The organism is Lysobacter sp. P5_C4 (assembly GCF_054049695.1).
The window spans coordinates 299,485-315,087 of the sequence record NZ_JBFULX010000003.1 but is presented as its reverse complement, the minus strand read 5'-3'; the positions used below and the strand labels follow the sequence as shown (position 1 = coordinate 315,087).

The following is a 15,603-nucleotide window of genomic DNA, read 5'->3' as shown; positions in this document are numbered from 1 at the left end:
ACGACCCTGCACTTCCCCGGAAAAGACAACGCCCGCGCGATCGCGCAGCGGGCGGCGCCGGAGTGTATCCAGCCGGCGCGTGTGCCGGGCCGACCCCGAGAATTATTCTCGGTGGAGAATCACCGCGGCATCACACCGATTGCGATCCCGGCCAGGTCAGGCGGCGATCGTCGTCGTCTCGTCCGGCAACCGCACCAGCGTCGCAACGCCGTGCCCCTGCTCGGCGAGGTATTGGATCCACTTGCCGAGGAAGGTGTTCATGCGCAGGCGGTGGCAGACCACTTCGGCAGGCGGCGGATACATGCCGATGACATCCTGCCAGCGCCGTCCGACGTAGCAGTGCGTCGCCTCCACCTGCTTCGCATCGCGATACAGACGCAGGTGCGCGGAGGGATCGGGCTGGCCGGTCAGCGGATCGCGGATGGCGTAGCTCAATCGGAGTTCGACGGTGTAGGCGTGCAGCTCGACGACATCGAGCACGACGTCGAGCCCGTCGCCGACACTGGAGACGTAGCGTCCGACGGCCAGGTGCTGCGGTTCGAACAGGCGCACCAGGCGCACGTGGTTCTCCGCATACAACGCCATCAGCCAGCCGAAGCGGCTCAGTCGGGGGATGCGTGCGGTGCGGGATGCGAGACGGCTCATGGGGCGATCCTACACGCCACAAACCCTTCGCGGCAGCATTGACGACATGCCCTTGCAGGCATAACGTTTTGCTTTCCCAACGGGCGGCAACGCGTTCGGAAAATCCACGCAAAAAAGCGGCCCGGGCTTCACGCCGTCAAAACATCTCCCGGTGGATGCCCAGCGTGGTCAGCACCTTGCTCGAGATTTCCTCGATCGACGTGTGCGTCGTGCTCAACGTCGTCAATCGCTCGTTGAGGAAGATGTGCTCGGCCTGTGCAACTTCGCGCCTGCACGTCTCCAGTTGCGAGTACCGCGAATTCGGCCGGCGTTCCTGGCGGATCTGGTGCAAGCGGATCGGATCGATCGTCAGCCCGAACAACTTGTGGCGATGCGCCCGGAGCTTGGCCGGCAGGCGGTCGGCCTCGAGGTCTTCCTCGGTCAGCGGATAGTTGGCAGCGCGAATGCCGTAGTGCAGTGCCAGGTACACGCAGGTCGGCGTCTTGCCCGCGCGGGACACGCCGACCAGGATGATCTCGGCGTCCTCGAAGTCCATGATCATGCCGTCGTCGTGCGTCAGCGCGTAGTTCATCGCGTTGATGCGGCGGTGGTAGGCCTCGAAATTCACCATGCCGTGCGCCTGCCCCACCCGCATCGTGCGCTGCTCCCCCAGCTCGCGTTCCAGCGGCTCGATGAAGGGCGCGAAGATGTCCAGCATCAACCCGCCGCTCTCGGCCAGGATGCGATACAGCTCGTTGTCGACGCAGGAGTTGACCACGATGGGCCGCGCCCCGGCGGCTTCGCCGGCCTCACGAATGCGGTTGGCGGCCTCCCGGGCCTTCTCGGCGGTGTCGACGAAGGAGATGCGGTCGGTCGTGAACCGCGTGTCGGCGAACTGGGTCAGGAGGCTGTGGCCGATGGTTTCGGCCGTGATGCCGGTGCCGTCGGAGACATAGAAGACCGGGCGGGTCTGGGTCATGTGCAGGCGATGAGGACGCGGGGTCTGTAAAATACCGCGCTTCGCGGCGGCGCGGCCCGTGTGTGCCACGCCCCTCCCCCATTTCGAATGCCGGAGCCCCACGCCTTGAGCGCCAACATCCTGTGGCTGCACGACCTGCGACTGACCGACCTTGCGCAGGTGGGTGGCAAGAATTCCTCGCTCGGCGAGATGATCGGCAACCTGGCGAAGCTCGGCGTCTCCGTGCCGGGGGGCTACGCCACCACGGCCGATGCGTTCAAGGCCTTCATCGCCCACAACGATCTCCACCAGCGCATCTTCGACCGCCTGGCCACGTTGGACGTGGAGGACGTGCCCGCCCTCAACGCGGCCGGCGCGCAGATCCGCGGCTGGGTGATCGATGCGCCGCTGCAGCCCGACCTCGACCAGGACATCCGTACGGCCTACGCGAAGCTGTGCGCGGAGAATGCCGGCAACAGCGGGGGCGGCGGTGAACTCGCGGTCGCCGTGCGTTCCTCGGCCACCGCCGAAGACCTGCCCGACGCCAGCTTCGCCGGCCAGCAGGAAACCTTCCTCAACGTCACCGGCGCCGACGATGTCGTGCGCAAGGTCAAGGAAGTCTTCGCATCGCTCTACAACGACCGCGCGATCGCCTATCGCGTGCACCACGGCTTCAAGCACGAGGATGTGTTCCTGTCGGCGGGCGTGCAGTTGATGGTGCGCTCGGACGTGGGTTCGTCGGGCGTGCTCTTCACCCTGGATACCGAATCGGGTTTCCGCGACGTGGTGTTCATTACCGCCAGCTACGGCCTGGGCGAGAACGTCGTGCAGGGCGCGGTGAACCCCGACGAGTTCTACGTCTTCAAGCCCACGCTCAAGCAGGGCAAGCCGGCGATCCTCCGCCGCTCGCTCGGTTCCAAGCAGATCCGCATGGTGTACTCCGACCAGCCCGGCGAGCGCGTGCGCAACGAAGACACGCCGGCCAACCTGCGCAACACCTTCTCCGTCAGCGACGAAGACGTGCACGAACTCGCGCGCCAGTCGCTGATCATCGAACAACACTACGGCCGCCCGATGGACATCGAGTGGGCGAAGGACGGCGTCAGCGGCAAGTTGTTCATCGTGCAGGCGCGCCCGGAAACGGTGAAATCGCGCGGCCACGCGACGCAGATCGAACGCTACAACCTCGAAAAGCGCGGCACGATCGTGGCCGAAGGCCGTGCGATCGGCCAGAAGATCGGCGCAGGCGTGGCGCGCGTGGTGCGATCGCTCGACGACATGAGCCGCGTGCAGCCCGGCGACGTGCTCGTCGCCGACATGACCGACCCCGATTGGGAACCGGTGATGAAGCGCGCCTCGGCCATCGTCACCAACCGCGGCGGCCGCACCTGCCACGCGGCGATCATCGCGCGCGAACTGGGCGTGCCGGCGGTCGTCGGCACCGGTGATGCGCTCGATCGGATCAAGGACGGCGAAACGGTCACGGTCAGCTGCGCCGAAGGCGACACCGGTTTCATCTACGACGGCGCCCTGCCCTTCGAGCGCACGACAACCGACCTGGCGAACATGCCGCCGGCGCCGCTGAAGATCATGATGAATGTCGCCAACCCCGACCGCGCCTTCGACTTCGGCATGTTGCCGAACGCGGGCATCGGCCTGGCGCGCCTGGAAATGATCATCGCCTCGCACATCGGCGTGCATCCCAAGGCCCTGCTCGAATACGCGAAGCAGGACGCGGCGACCAAACAGAAGATCGACGCGAAGATGGCCGGTTACGCCAGCCCGGTCGACTTCTACGTCGACCGCCTCGCCGAAGGCATCGCGACGATCACCGCATCGGTGGCGCCGCATCCGGTGATCGTGCGCCTGTCGGACTTCAAGTCGAACGAATACGCCAACCTGATCGGCGGTTCGAAGTACGAGCCGCACGAAGAAAATCCGATGATCGGCTTCCGCGGCGCGAGCCGTTACGTCGATCCGTCGTTCAAGGACGCCTTCGCGCTGGAATGCCGCGCCGTGTTGAAGGTGCGCGACACGATGGGCCTGACCAACTGCTGGGTCATGATCCCGTTCGTGCGCACGCTCGACGAAGGCCGCAAGGTGCTCGACGTGCTGAAGGAAAACGGCCTTGAGCAAGGCAAGGATGGCCTGAAGGTCATCATGATGTGCGAGGTGCCGTCCAACGCGCTGATGGCCGATGAATTCCTCGAGCTGTTCGATGGCTTCTCGATCGGTTCCAACGACCTCACGCAGCTGACGCTCGGCCTGGATCGCGACTCGGCGATCGTCGCCAACCTCTTCGACGAACGCGACCCGGCGGTGAAGAAGTTGCTGTCGATGGCGATCAAGGCCGCGCGCGCCAAGGGCAAGTACGTCGGCATCTGCGGCCAGGGCCCGAGCGACCATCCGGATCTCGCGCTGTGGCTGATGGAACAGGGCATCGAATCGGTGTCGCTCAATCCCGATACCGTCGTCGATACGTGGCTCGCCCTGGCGAAGGCCAAGGCCAAGGCCTAACCGACGATTCGGTTCCTGCCCGCCCGCTTCGCCTCGTACAGCAGCTGATCGGCGCGCCGTACGAGGCGTTCGTGGTGGGCGAAGCCCATGCGGTCGCACACGCCGCCGCTCAGCGTCATGCGCCAGCCCGGCGCGAATCCGTCGCAGTTCAGGCCTTCGATCGCGGCGCGCGCCGTTTCGCAACGCGCGCGCGCCTGTTCCAGCGTCGCCGTCGGGAACAACACCGCGAACTCCTCGCCGCCCCAGCGTGCGAGCAACGCATCACCATCCACCGCCTGTCGCAACGCGCGCGCGACTTCGCGCAGGGCTTCGTCGCCTGCCGCATGTGAGTACGCGTCGTTGATGTGCTTGAAGTTGTCGATGTCCAGCAAGGCGAACGCCAGCGGCTGCTGCGTGCGCACCGCCGCATCGAACGCTTGCGCCAGGCGCTCGTCGAGGCTGCGGCGGTTCTGCAATCCGGTCAGCGCATCCTCGCGCGCCTGGCGTTCGAAGGCTTCGGACTTGTCCTGCAATTGGTGCAACAGCCGCGTCTTTTCTTCATCGGCGGTGAGCAGGCGCGCGGCTTGTTCGCGCAGGTCGCGCGTGCGTGAATCGACCTCGCTTTCCAGCGCGATCGCGCGGATGCGCAAGCTGCGCGTGCGCCAGCGGATGTAGAAGACGACCAGCAACGCGAGCGCCGCCGCGCAGGCTGCCATGAACCACGCGTTCTGCCAGACCTGCGGCCGGATCTGGATTTCCAACGCCGTGGTATCGGGATTCCACCCCTGCCCCAGCCCCGGCGCCGAGGAGGTGACGAGGAACCGATACTTGCCCGGCCCGAGGTTGGTGTACTGCGCGACGCGCTGGTTGCCGCGTTCGTTCCAGCCGGCGTCCACGCCTTCGAGCCGATAGCGATACCGCAGCAGGCGCGGCATCTGGAAACTCAAACCGGCGTAGTGGAATTCGAGTTTGCGCGTGCCCGGTGGCAACACGAGGCGCGCCTGCGTCGGAAGCTCGCGATCATCGGCGAGCACCTGTTCGATCACCACTGGCGGCAATTGCCGTCGATAGCTGTGCAACACCGTCGGGTCGACCATCGCCGCGCCGCGCGCCGTCGCGACCCACAGACGGCCTTGCGCGTCGCGGATGGCCGCGGGCCCGGATCCCCCGTTCGCCTGGCTGCTCGCCAGGCCATCGGGTTCGCCGAATTGATCGGGATTCACCGTGCGCTGTTTGCCGCCCAGGACCGCTTCGGCATCGCGACGTGCCACGCGCAGCACGCCGCGGTTCGACGTCAGCCACAGGCTGCCCGCCTGGTCGTCGACGACCTGGAACAAGGTGTCGATCGGCAATCCCTGCGCCAGGCCGATCGACGCGAGCTGCCCCTGGCGATAACGCACCAGGCCGCGGTCGGTGGCGATCCACACCGTGCCGTCGCTGTCTTCGTGGAAGTCGAAGACATCCTGCGCATCGTTCATGCGATGCAGGTCGATGGGTTCGACGCGTTCGTCGATCACGCGCGCCGCGCCATTCGCCGTGCCGACCCACACCGCGCCATCGCGCGCGACGTGCAGGCCGAGGACGAAATCGCGCGGCAGGCCTGCGGCCGAACCGAAGAGACGGAACCTGCCGTCCTTCCGTTGCACCAGGCCGCGCGAGGTGCCGATCCACAACGATCCGTCGAGCCCGTGTGCGAGCGCGCGCACCTGGTTGCTGCCGGGCATGCCGCCCGCGGTGTCGTAATGCTCGACGACCTTGCGGTCGCGCAAGCGCAACAAGCCGCCGACGTAGGTCCCGACCCAGAGGCTGCCATCGTCTTCGGCGAGCAGGCTCAGGATCGAATCGCCGGGCAGGCCATCGGCGCTGGTCAGCACGTCGATGACCTTGCCGTCTTTCCAGCGGTTCAGGCCCCGGCTCGTGCCGATCCAGATGCTGCCGTCGCGGCCCTGCACGATGGCGCGCACGTAGTCGTCACTCAGGCCCTGCTCGGTGTTGAAGGTGGTGAAGGGCGCATCCCGCAGGCGCAGCAGGCCCGCATTCGTGCCGGCCCACAGGCTGCCTTCGCGATCGATGAACAATGCGGCGACGCGATTGTTCGGCAAGCCTTTCTGGCTGCTCAGCGAATCCAGTGCCCCGTCCGCACCGAGGCGCAACAAGCCATGGTTGATGGTGCCGACCCACAGGGCGCCCGCGGCATCGCGCACGAGGCTCGGTACGCCGTCAGCGGGCAAGCTGGGCGACACGGGTTCGAAGCGCTCGCCCACGCGCCGATACGCGCCGCGTTCGGTGCCGGCGTACAGGGTGCCATCGGCCATCTGTTCCAGATGGAAGATCGGCGCGTTCGGCAAGCCGTCGTCTTCGTTGTAGACCACGGGCGCCTTGTCGCCGAAGAAGCGCACGACGCCCGCGGCCGTCGACAGCCAGACGGCGTCGGTGCGATCGCGCACCAGCCCGAAGGCGATGTTGGTCGGAAGGCCGGTTGCCTGGTTGTACTGGTGCGCGCGACCATCGGCATCGATGCGCGTCAGGCCCGCGCTTTCGGTGGCCACCCACAGGCGCCCCTTCGCATCGAGCACCGCATCCATCACCTCGTCCTGCGCCAGGCCGTCGCGCTTGCCGTACGTGCGCCATGCACCGTTGCGCAACACGCTCACGCCGCCGCGCGAGGTCCCCACGACGAGCGCGCCATCGGGCGCGACGCGGATCGAACGGATGCCGTTGTCCCGCAGCGCCGGCGTGTTGCGGCGGTCGATGACGTGGAATTCCAGGCCGTTGTAGCGCACCAGGCCTTCCCAGGTGCCGAACCACAGATATCCGTCGGGCGTCTGCGCGATCGCGTTGACCTGGTTGTGCGGCAGGCCTTCGCGGGTGGTCCAGGTTTCGCGGAAGTAGGCGTTGACCGGCTTGCCGGCGGCGTGCACGCCGGCAGCGAGGATGCACAGCGCAAGCAGTGCGAGGAAGCGGCGCACCCTACCCCGTCGGCAGGCCCGACAGGGGGCCCATGTGCTTCCGATAGTAGGACAGTTCGGCGATGGAATCGCGCACGTCGCTCAAGGCCGTGTGCGCCGATTGCTTGCGCACGCCGGCCAGCACCGTGGGCGCCCAGCGGCGCGCCAGTTCCTTGATCGTGCTGACGTCCAGGTTGCGGTAGTGGAAGTGATCCTCCAGCGCCGGCATCAGGCGGTGCAGGAATCGGCGGTCCTGGCAGATCGAGTTGCCGCACATGGGCGATGCGTTGGCCGGCACCCATTCGGACAGGAAGGCCAGCGTGCGCGCCTCGGCTTCGTCGAGGGTCACGCGGCTGTCGACGACGCGCTGCCACAGCCCCGACTTGCGGTGCTGCGTGCGGTTCCATTCGTCCATCGCCTCCAGCACCGACGCCGGGTGCGCGATGGCGAGCTCCGGGCCTTCGGCGAGCACCTGCAGGTTGGAGTCGGTGACGATGGTGGCGATCTCGAGGATCGAATCGCGGCCGGTGTCGAGCCCGGTCATTTCCAGGTCGATCCAGATCAACCGGCCTTCACTTTCCATGTGGTTCGCCATGTGCTCGCTAGGGAAACGGGACCTGCCGCATGATAGCCCAGCCCCTTCGCCCGACCGCCTGCCGATGCCCTCCGTCCTCCAGTCCGCCCTCGCCCACTACGCCATCCTGACCGCCATGCTGGCGCCCGCCCTGCTCATGGCGGCCACGGCGTCGCTGCTGACGTCCGCGAACGCCCGCCTGGCGCGCGTGGTCGATCGCCTGCGTGCGTTGATGGTCAGTTGGGAATTCGACGCGCCCGATGCCGGCGAGCGCCAGGACCAGATCCACCGCCATCGTCGCCGCGCGCACCTGGTGCTGCGCGCATGCCAGATGCTCTACGGTGCGCTCGGTGCGTTCGTGGGCACGAGCCTGTCGCTGGCGCTGGATGCCTTCACCGGGTTCAAGCTCGGCGTGGTGCCGACTGCGCTGGCGCTGCTCGGCGTCCTGTTCTTGCTCGCGGCGAGCATCGTGATGGGCAGCGAAGTAAGCCTGTCGGTTTCCAGCTTCGACCTGGAGATGGAGCAGGAGATGAAGCGCAAGCGCGGTTGAATCGGCCCACGCCGATTCAGAGCAGCGGCTTGCCGCGCTTCCTGCGGAAGTAATTCGTCAGGCGCGTGCCGGCTTCGTCGGCGAGCACGCCGCCGAGAACCTCGATGCGATGGTTGTGGCGCGGATCGGCCAACAGGTCGAACACGCTGCCGGCGGCGCCGGTCTTCGGATCGCTCGCGCCGAACACCACGCGCGCCACGCGCGCATGCACCATCGCCATCGCGCACATCGCGCAGGGTTCCAGGGTCACGTACAGCGTGCTGCCCAGCAGGCGGTGGTTGCCCACGCGCGCGCCGGCTTGTCGCAATGCGACGATCTCCGCGTGCGCCGTCGGATCGCGGTCGGTGATGTTGCGGTTCCAGCCTTCGCCGAGGACGTCGCCTTCGGCCGACACGAGCAACGCGCCGACCGGAATTTCGTCATCTTCGTGCTCCGCGCGCTCGGCCAGCGCGAGCGCGCGTTGCATCCAGGCGACGTCGGCGTCGGTGGCGATCAAGCGACCCCGAGCTTCCCGCGCTCACCGTCGCGGGGCGCTGCGAGTTCCTCGCGCGAGACGAAGCCTTCCAGGTCCGCAACTTCGAAGAACGGGCGGATCTCCATCGCGCCCACGCCGAAGTCGGGGGCCTTCATCGCCCACGCCAGGGCGTCGTCCAGGTCCTTCACTTCCCAGATCGAAAAGCCGGCAATGACTTCGCGCGCTTCGGCGAACGGGCCGTCCACGATCAGGCGCTCCTGGCCCTCCTGCGTGATGCGCTTGCCCGGCTTCAGGCCCGCGCCGGCCACGAACACACCGGCCGCGACAAGCTCGTCCGTGAAGCGATCCATCGCGGCGAAGGCTTCCAGCGCCTCGGGCGTGGGTTCCATGGCCGGGGCATCGGCGGGCATCTTTGCGAACACCATGACGCGCATTGTCAGTCTCCTCGTTTGGGCCAGCGTTGCTGGCCCCTCACCAGTCACGACGAACGAGAACGGCGAAAATCGACAGGATCGGGGAATTTATTTTCCTATTCCCACTCGATGGTCGCCGGCGGCTTGCCGCTGATGTCGTACACCACGCGCGACACGCCGCGCAGTTCGTTGATGATGCGGTTGGACACCGTGCCGAGGAAATCATGCGGCAGGTGCGCCCAGTGGGCCGTCATGAAGTCGACCGTTTCCACGGCGCGCAGCGCGATCACCCACTCGTAAGCGCGCGCGTCGCCAACCACGCCCACCGACTTCACCGGCAGGAACACGGCGAAGGCCTGGCTGACCTTGTCGTACAGGCCGTTCTTGCGCAGCTCGTCGATGAAGATGTGGTCGGCCTTGGCGAGCAGGTCGGCGTACTCGGGCTTCACTTCGCCGAGGATGCGCACGCCCAGGCCGGGGCCCGGGAACGGATGGCGATACACCATCGACGGCGGCAAACCCAGCTCGACGCCCAGGCGCCGCACTTCGTCCTTGAACAACTCGCGCAGCGGCTCGACCAGGCCGAGCTTCATGTGCTCGGGCAAGCCGCCGACGTTGTGGTGGCTCTTGATGACGTGCGCCTTGCCGGTCTTGCTGCCGGCCGACTCAATCACGTCGGGATAGATCGTGCCCTGCGCGAGCCATTTGGCGTTCGCGAGCTTGTTCGACTCTTCATCGAAGATGTCGACGAACAGATTGCCGATGATCTTGCGCTTGTCTTCGGGATCGCCGACGCCTTCGAGCTTGGCGAAATACCGCGACGCCGCATCCACGCGGATGACCTTGACGCCCATGTGCTCGGCGAACATCGCCATCACCTGGTCGCCTTCCTCGAAACGCAGCAGGCCCGTGTCGACGAACACGCAGGTCAACTGGTCGCCGATCGCGCGATGCAACAACGCGGCAACCACGGACGAATCCACGCCGCCCGACAACCCGAGGATCACTTCCTCCGAACCCACCTGCGCGCGCACGCGCGCGACGAGGTCGTCGATGATGTTCGCCGCCGTCCACAGGGTGGCACAGCCGCAGATGTCGACGACGAAGCGGCGCAGCAACGCCTGGCCCTGCCGCGTATGCGTGACTTCGGGATGGAATTGCACGCCGTACCAGCGGCGCGACTCGTCGGCCATCGCGGCGACGGGAATGCGATCGGTGCGCGCGGTGACGACGAAACCGGGGGGCGCGTGCGACACATGGTCGCCATGGCTCATCCACACATCCAGGCGCGGCGGCGAGCCGGGATGGTCTTTCAGGCCGTCGAACAACGCATCGTGCGCAACGACCTCGACCTGCGCATGGCCGAACTCGCGCTGGTCCGCCGCTTCGGTCGCGCCACCCAGTTGCGCAGCCATCGTCTGCATGCCGTAGCAGATGCCGAGCAGCGGCAAGCCGCAATCCCAGACTTCCTGCGGCGCGCTGGGTGCATCGGGAAGCGTCGTGGATTCGGGACCGCCGGACAGGATGATGCCCTTCGCGCCGAACTTCGCGATTTCCGACGGATCGTGGTCCCACGCCCAGATTTCGCAATAAACGCCGAGTTCGCGGATGCGGCGCGCGATCAGCTGCGTGTACTGCGCGCCGAAATCGAGGATGAGGATCTTGTCGGTATGGATGTCGTGGGTCATTGGGGGCCCTGATGCGAAAGCGCCGGCACGAAGCCGGCGCGGGTTGGATCAAGAAGCGCGGTAGTTCGGCGGTTCCTTGGTGATCTGCACGTCGTGCACGTGCGATTCGCGCGTGCCTGCCGAGGTCACCTTCACGAAGGACGGCTTGGTGCGCATTTCGTCGATCGTCGCGCAGCCGACGTAGCCCATCGTCGCGCGCAGGCCGCCTGCGAGTTGATGCACCACGCCGCTGAGCGGCCCGCGATACGGCACGCGGCCTTCGATGCCTTCGGGCACGAGCTTGTCGGCGTCGCTGGCGTCCTGGAAGTAGCGGTCCTTCGACCCCTTCTCCATCGCGCCCAGCGAACCCATGCCGCGATAGCTCTTGTAGCTGCGCCCTTGGAACAGCTCGGTTTCGCCCGGCGATTCTTCGGTGCCGGCGAACAGACCGCCGATCATCACGCTCGATGCGCCCGCGACGATCGCCTTGCCGATGTCGCCGGAATAGCGGATGCCGCCGTCGGCGATCAGCGGGATGCGATCCTGCAGCGCTTCGGCCACCATCGACACCGCGGTGACCTGCGGCACGCCGACGCCCGCGACGATGCGCGTGGTGCAGATCGAACCGGGGCCGACGCCGACTTTCACCGCATCGGCGCCGTTGTCCATCAACGCAAGCGCCGCATCGCCGGTGACGATGTTGCCGCCGACGACTTCGAGCTTCGGGAATGTCTTCTTGGCCCACAGGACGCGGTCGAGCACGCCCTGCGAATGGCCGTGCGCGGTGTCGACGATGATCACGTCCACGCCGGCGGAGACGAGTGCTTCGATGCGTTGTTCGGTGTCGCCGCCGACGCCGACCGCGGCGCCGACGAGCAGGCGCTCGCTCGGGTCGTACGCGGCGTTGGGGTTGTCCTGCTTCTTCTGGATGTCCTTGACGGTGATTAGGCCACGCAGTTCGAAACCGTCGTTGACGACGAGGACTTTCTCGATGCGATGCTTGTGCAGCAACTGCACGACTTCCTCGTCGCTCGCGCCTTCGCGCACCGTGATGAGGCGATCCTTCTTGGTCATGATGTGGCGGACCGGATCGTCGAGCTTTTTCTCGAAGCGCATGTCGCGCCCGGTGACGATGCCCATCAGCTGCCCGTTCTCGACCACCGGCACGCCGGAGATGTTGCGCGCGCGCGTGAGCTTGAGCACTTCGCCGATCGTGGTTTCGGGCCCGACTGTGAAGGGCTCCTTGATCACGCCGGCTTCGAACTTCTTGACGCGCGCGACTTCCGCGGCCTGCCGTTCGACCGACATGTTCTTGTGCAGGATGCCGATGCCACCGAGCTGCGCCATCGTGACGGCCAGGCGTGCTTCGGTGACGGTGTCCATGGCGGCGGACACGATCGGCATGTTCAGTCGCAGGCTGCGCGTGAGGCGCGTGGCGAGGCGGACGTCCTTGGGGAGGACCGTGGAATGCGCGGGGACGAGCGAGATGTCGTCGTAGGTAAGCGCTTCGGCCAGGATGCGGAGCATTGGGCTACCCGAGTGCGGGAAGCCAGCAATTGTATCCCGAATCAACCCGCGTCCGATGCCTCCGCCGCCTCCAATGTGTTCTGCATGAGTGTCGCCACGGTCATCGGCCCCACCCCACCGGGCACGGGCGTGATCCAGCTGGCCCGTTTGGCCGCTGCCTTGAAGCCGACATCGCCGACCAGGCGGCCATCGTCGAGGCGGTTGATGCCGACATCGATGACCACCGCGCCCTCCTTCACCCACTCGCCGGGCACCAGCCCCGGGCGGCCCACGGCGACGACCAGGATGTCGGCGTTGCGCACCGAGGCCTCGAGCACTTCGGGCGGGGTGAACTTGTGGCAGGCCGTGACCGTGCAGCCGGCGATCAGCAGCTCCAGCGCCATCGGGCGGCCGACGTGGTTGGAGACGCCGACGATCGTCGCGCTCGCGCCGCGCACGGGGCGGTCGGTGTAGGCCAGCAGGGTCGTGATGCCGCGCGGCGTGCAGGGCCGCAGACCGAACTGCCGCAGGGCCAGGTGGCCGACGTTCTCGGGGTGGAAGCCGTCGACGTCCTTGCGCGGGTCGATGCGGTGGATCAACTCGGTGGCATCGCGCCGGTCCGGCAGGGGCAACTGGACCAGGATGCCGTGGACTTCGGGGTCGGCGTTGAGGCGGTCGACCAGGGCCAGGAGGTCGGCGTCGGTGGTCGTGGCCGGCAGGTCGTGGTCGATCGCGCGGATCCCGACCTTCTCCGCGGCCCGGCGCTTGTTGCGCACGTAGACCGACGAGGCCGGGTCGTTGCCCACCAGGACCACGGCCAGCCCCGGACGCGGCTTGCCTCCGGCGACCCGCGCCGAGACACGGGCGGCCAGCGAATCGAGCAGTTCCTCGGCAATCTTCTTGCCGTCGAGGATGCGGGCGGGGGGCGTCGTCATGTGCAAGCGACCGGCCGTGTGGTGGAGTCAAGGCCGGACATTATTGCCGACCCGTTGTAGCCTCGCGACCACGAGGGTCATCACAGGCGACGAGCAGGACGCATGAGCGGGCAGGACTACGAAAACACCCAACTCGAGGCCGCGGTCTTCCGCCGCCTCGTCGAGCACCTCATGCGCGAACGCGCGGACGTGCAGAACATCGACCTGATGACGGCGGCCGGCTTCTGCCGCAACTGCCTGGCCGATTGGTACCGCGAGGCCGCCGAACACCGCGGGATTGCGTTGACGAAGGAAGAGGCCCGGGACGCCGTGTACGGCGAACCCTTCGCCGAATGGAAGTCGAAGCACCAGCGCGAGGCGACGCCCGAGCAACTGGCCGCTTTCGAAGCCGCGCAACGCAAGGAGGCACCGCGATGAAATTCCACAAACCCGTCGTGATCACCTTGATCGCCGCAGCGCCCGTCCTGGCCTACGCCGGCGTGTGCGGCTGGATGTACGCCAAGCAGCGCGACATCCTCTACCTCCCGCAGGACACCAGGTCCGATCCGGCGAAGACCGACTTCGGCATCGCGCGCAACGGCGTGATGCTCAACGGATGGCTGGTGAACATCGGGCAGCCGGGCGCCGTCGTGTACTTCGGCGGCAACGCCGAGCGCATCGAACTGCGGAAGGCCGACTTCGCGAAGTGGTTTCCGAATGCGAGCACCTACCTGGTGCCCTATCGCGGCTACGGCGCGAGCGAAGGCACGCCGACGCAGGCCGACATCCTCGAAGACGCCCTCGCCGTCTTCGACCAGGTGCAGGCGCGCCAGCCCGGGGCGAAAATCGTCGTCATCGGCCGCAGCCTCGGGAGCGCGGTGGCGAGTTACGTCGCCTCCAGGCGCCCCGTCGCCAAGCTCGTGCTCGTCACGCCTTTCGACAGCATGGCGAACGTCGCGCAGACGCACTACCCGTGGCTCCCCGTGAAGTGGCTGCTGCAGGACAAATACGAACAGGCGACCTACCTGCGCGATTACAAGGGACCGCTGTTGATCGTGCGCGCCGGCCGCGACGACGTCGTACCCGCCGCGAGCACCGACAGCCTGATCGCATCGCTCGATCGCAAAGCCAGCGTGCTCGATTTGCCGAACGACGACCACGCCACCGTCGCGGCGAGCTCGACGTACGCAAAGTCGCTCATGGCCTTCGTGGGGACCCCTTGATGATGAACCAGGCGAAATGCCCGAAGTGCGACATGCGCGTGCTGCACGTCAACGTCGAACAGGCGGTCGCGACCGTCGACGGCGCCTCCAAGCAGCGGCGCGTGATGACGTTTTCGTGCATCCACTGCAACACCGTGCTGGGCATGCAGATGGACGAACGCACCAAGCCGCGGCCGAAACGCGCGACGCCGGCGACCTGATCAGGGCCTCGTCGGCGCCGCGACCGGTGCCGGCGGCGCGATCGGTTTGGGCTCGACCGGGCAGCGTTGCATGTTCGCCGGCATCGGCAGCGGGCACGCGGTGCAGCATTGCGTCGCCGGCGTCGCCGGCGTCGGAGGCGGCGCACTGGCCTTCGGTTCGAGTTTCAGCAGCGCGACCCAATCCTGTCGATTGAAGGTGCAGCCCGCACTCGCGCCGGGCGTGCACGCGATGTCCATCGTGCCGCGGTGCGGCAGGTTCCAGAGCGCGCCGGTGCGGTTGACGTGCAGCGTGCGCATCGTGACGCCCTGCAGCACGTTGCCGCCGACGGTGTAGAGCTTCCCGTTGTCGATCGCCACCACGATGTCGCAATGCATCGCGATCGAATCGCCGCCGCGCGCGGCGTACGCACGAATGCCCGCGGGTCCCATCGGCACGCTCTGTCCGCGCGTGAAGCACAGCAGGTCGCCCAACGCGGGCGCTTCGGTGTCGGGATCGGCGAAACGCAGCGGCGACTCGGGGCCACCCCGCAGCGCTTGCCGGATGAAATCGAAATGGCTCGCCGACGGCGCGAACCCCGGCACGCCGGCGCGCACGTAGACGAAGGACACGAAGGTCGCCGACCACGGCGTATCGACGACGAATGCGCGACACGCGGCGGAGCCGGGCCACACATCCAGCGACATGCCGCACTCGTTCGCGCCCATGTGGCCGGACATCGCGTACAGCAGACCGGTGCCCTTCCAGTAATCGACGACACGGCGCCACGCCGTGGTCCTGCCGTCCTGCAGGCGGCTGTTCTCGGCTTCGGCAATGCGGATGCTCGCCAGGCGCCCCTGTTCGTCGAGGAAGGGCGAATACCACAGGCGGCTTTCGGCGCACGCGGCGGCGGCCACGCGCTGGCCCCACGTGGTCGCTGGTGGCGCTGCGATGTCGCACGGTTCGCCTGCGCGTGCGACCTGCATGCCTGCGAACGACGACGCGACCAGCAACAGCAAGATCGCGCACTGCTTGCGGACTGCAACTTCCATGTCACCCCCGGGTGCCGTCGCGGGGC

General features: G+C 67.1%; 15 protein-coding genes. 5 read left to right on the top strand and 10 right to left on the bottom strand.

The annotated features are described in order from the left end of the window. Positions 1–156 precede the first annotated feature (156 nt). Positions 157–645: a DUF1249 domain-containing protein gene (locus ACXJJ8_RS09455; RefSeq protein WP_499029269.1), complete on the bottom strand. Its 489-nt coding sequence runs from the start codon at positions 643–645 to the stop codon at positions 157–159. Positions 646–781: 136 nt separating this feature from the next. Then, positions 782–1,603, bottom strand: a complete 822-nt coding sequence (gene ppsR, locus ACXJJ8_RS09450; RefSeq protein ID WP_499029267.1) for a posphoenolpyruvate synthetase regulatory kinase/phosphorylase PpsR — start codon at positions 1,601–1,603, stop codon at positions 782–784. A gap of 105 nt (positions 1,604–1,708) precedes the next feature. Between ppsR and ppsA the strand changes: the two genes are divergently transcribed. After that, positions 1,709–4,099 carry a phosphoenolpyruvate synthase gene (gene ppsA / locus ACXJJ8_RS09445; protein WP_499029265.1) on the top strand — a complete coding sequence of 797 codons (2,391 nt, stop codon included), beginning with the start codon at positions 1,709–1,711 and terminating at the stop codon, positions 4,097–4,099. On the opposite strand, the gene ACXJJ8_RS09440 is transcribed toward ppsA, so the two are convergent. Next, positions 4,096–7,047 carry a two-component regulator propeller domain-containing protein gene (locus tag ACXJJ8_RS09440; RefSeq protein ID WP_499029263.1) on the bottom strand — a complete coding sequence of 984 codons (2,952 nt, stop codon included), beginning with the start codon at positions 7,045–7,047 and terminating at the stop codon, positions 4,096–4,098. The two genes, ppsA and ACXJJ8_RS09440, sit on opposite strands and share 4 nt — an antisense overlap. Before the next feature lies 1 nt (position 7,048). Continuing rightward, entirely contained in the window at positions 7,049–7,609 is a 561-nt protein-coding gene (orn, locus tag ACXJJ8_RS09435) for an oligoribonuclease (RefSeq protein ID WP_499029261.1), read from the bottom strand. Positions 7,610–7,685: 76 nt separating this feature from the next. On the opposite strand from orn, the gene ACXJJ8_RS09430 reads away from it, so the two are divergent. Next, complete coding sequence (locus ACXJJ8_RS09430) at positions 7,686–8,150, top strand: DUF2721 domain-containing protein (protein WP_499029259.1); 465 nt, start codon at positions 7,686–7,688, stop codon at positions 8,148–8,150. 16 nt (positions 8,151–8,166) lie between these two features. On the opposite strand, the gene tadA is transcribed toward ACXJJ8_RS09430, so the two are convergent. From tadA to folD, 5 genes are all read right to left on the bottom strand, one after another. After that, the gene (gene tadA / locus ACXJJ8_RS09425) at positions 8,167–8,616 is read right to left on the bottom strand and encodes a tRNA adenosine(34) deaminase TadA (protein ID WP_499029591.1); all 450 of its coding nucleotides are present in this window, start codon (positions 8,614–8,616) and stop codon (positions 8,167–8,169) included. 26 nt (positions 8,617–8,642) lie between these two features. Next, on the bottom strand, positions 8,643–9,059 hold the full coding sequence (locus ACXJJ8_RS09420; RefSeq protein ID WP_499029256.1) for a YciI family protein: 417 nt from the start codon (positions 9,057–9,059) through the stop codon (positions 8,643–8,645). 95 nt (positions 9,060–9,154) lie between these two features. Continuing rightward, the gene (gene guaA, locus ACXJJ8_RS09415) at positions 9,155–10,726 is read right to left on the bottom strand and encodes a glutamine-hydrolyzing GMP synthase (protein WP_499029254.1); all 1,572 of its coding nucleotides are present in this window, start codon (positions 10,724–10,726) and stop codon (positions 9,155–9,157) included. 48 nt (positions 10,727–10,774) lie between these two features. Continuing rightward, on the bottom strand, positions 10,775–12,232 hold the full coding sequence (gene guaB, locus ACXJJ8_RS09410; protein ID WP_499029252.1) for an IMP dehydrogenase: 1,458 nt from the start codon (positions 12,230–12,232) through the stop codon (positions 10,775–10,777). A gap of 41 nt (positions 12,233–12,273) precedes the next feature. Beyond that, positions 12,274–13,146 (bottom strand): bifunctional methylenetetrahydrofolate dehydrogenase/methenyltetrahydrofolate cyclohydrolase FolD, encoded by an 873-nt coding sequence (folD, locus tag ACXJJ8_RS09405; RefSeq protein ID WP_499029250.1) that lies wholly within the window; start codon positions 13,144–13,146, stop codon positions 12,274–12,276. A gap of 102 nt (positions 13,147–13,248) precedes the next feature. Between folD and ACXJJ8_RS09400 the strand changes: the two genes are divergently transcribed. The 3 genes from ACXJJ8_RS09400 to ACXJJ8_RS09390 are packed head-to-tail and all read left to right on the top strand — an operon-like array spanning position 13,249 to position 14,548. Further along, entirely contained in the window at positions 13,249–13,563 is a 315-nt protein-coding gene (locus tag ACXJJ8_RS09400) for a DUF1244 domain-containing protein (protein ID WP_499029248.1), read from the top strand. Then, the gene (locus ACXJJ8_RS09395) at positions 13,560–14,348 is read left to right on the top strand and encodes an alpha/beta hydrolase (RefSeq protein WP_499029246.1); all 789 of its coding nucleotides are present in this window, start codon (positions 13,560–13,562) and stop codon (positions 14,346–14,348) included. Before ACXJJ8_RS09400 ends, ACXJJ8_RS09395 begins: the two co-directional genes overlap by 4 nt. A gap of 2 nt (positions 14,349–14,350) precedes the next feature. Beyond that, positions 14,351–14,548, top strand: coding sequence for a hypothetical protein (locus ACXJJ8_RS09390; RefSeq protein ID WP_499029244.1), 198 nt, complete (start codon positions 14,351–14,353; stop codon positions 14,546–14,548). Here ACXJJ8_RS09390 and ACXJJ8_RS09385 read toward each other — a convergent pair whose 3' ends face one another. Beyond that, positions 14,549–15,577 carry a DUF2272 domain-containing protein gene (locus ACXJJ8_RS09385; RefSeq protein ID WP_499029242.1) on the bottom strand — a complete coding sequence of 343 codons (1,029 nt, stop codon included), beginning with the start codon at positions 15,575–15,577 and terminating at the stop codon, positions 14,549–14,551. Positions 15,578–15,603: the final 26 nt, after the last annotated feature.

Excerpts from the sequence above, each read along its gene's own strand:
- ACXJJ8_RS09455 (WP_499029269.1), bottom strand. The coding sequence starts at position 645 with ATGAGCCGTCTCGCATCCCGCACCGCACGCATCCCCCGACTGAGCCGC.
- ppsR (WP_499029267.1), bottom strand. The coding sequence starts at position 1,603 with ATGACCCAGACCCGCCCGGTCTTCTATGTCTCCGACGGCACCGGCATC.
- orn (WP_499029261.1), bottom strand. The coding sequence starts at position 7,609 with ATGGAAAGTGAAGGCCGGTTGATCTGGATCGACCTGGAAATGACCGGG.
- ACXJJ8_RS09430 (WP_499029259.1), top strand. The coding sequence starts at position 7,686 with ATGCCCTCCGTCCTCCAGTCCGCCCTCGCCCACTACGCCATCCTGACC.
- tadA (WP_499029591.1), bottom strand. The coding sequence starts at position 8,616 with ATGCAACGCGCGCTCGCGCTGGCCGAGCGCGCGGAGCACGAAGATGAC.
- ACXJJ8_RS09420 (WP_499029256.1), bottom strand. The coding sequence starts at position 9,059 with ATGCGCGTCATGGTGTTCGCAAAGATGCCCGCCGATGCCCCGGCCATG.
- guaA (WP_499029254.1), bottom strand. The coding sequence starts at position 10,726 with ATGACCCACGACATCCATACCGACAAGATCCTCATCCTCGATTTCGGC.
- guaB (WP_499029252.1), bottom strand. The coding sequence starts at position 12,232 with ATGCTCCGCATCCTGGCCGAAGCGCTTACCTACGACGACATCTCGCTC.
- folD (WP_499029250.1), bottom strand. The coding sequence starts at position 13,146 with ATGACGACGCCCCCCGCCCGCATCCTCGACGGCAAGAAGATTGCCGAG.
- ACXJJ8_RS09400 (WP_499029248.1), top strand. The coding sequence starts at position 13,249 with ATGAGCGGGCAGGACTACGAAAACACCCAACTCGAGGCCGCGGTCTTC.
- ACXJJ8_RS09395 (WP_499029246.1), top strand. The coding sequence starts at position 13,560 with ATGAAATTCCACAAACCCGTCGTGATCACCTTGATCGCCGCAGCGCCC.
- ACXJJ8_RS09390 (WP_499029244.1), top strand. The coding sequence starts at position 14,351 with ATGAACCAGGCGAAATGCCCGAAGTGCGACATGCGCGTGCTGCACGTC.
- ACXJJ8_RS09385 (WP_499029242.1), bottom strand. The coding sequence starts at position 15,577 with ATGGAAGTTGCAGTCCGCAAGCAGTGCGCGATCTTGCTGTTGCTGGTC.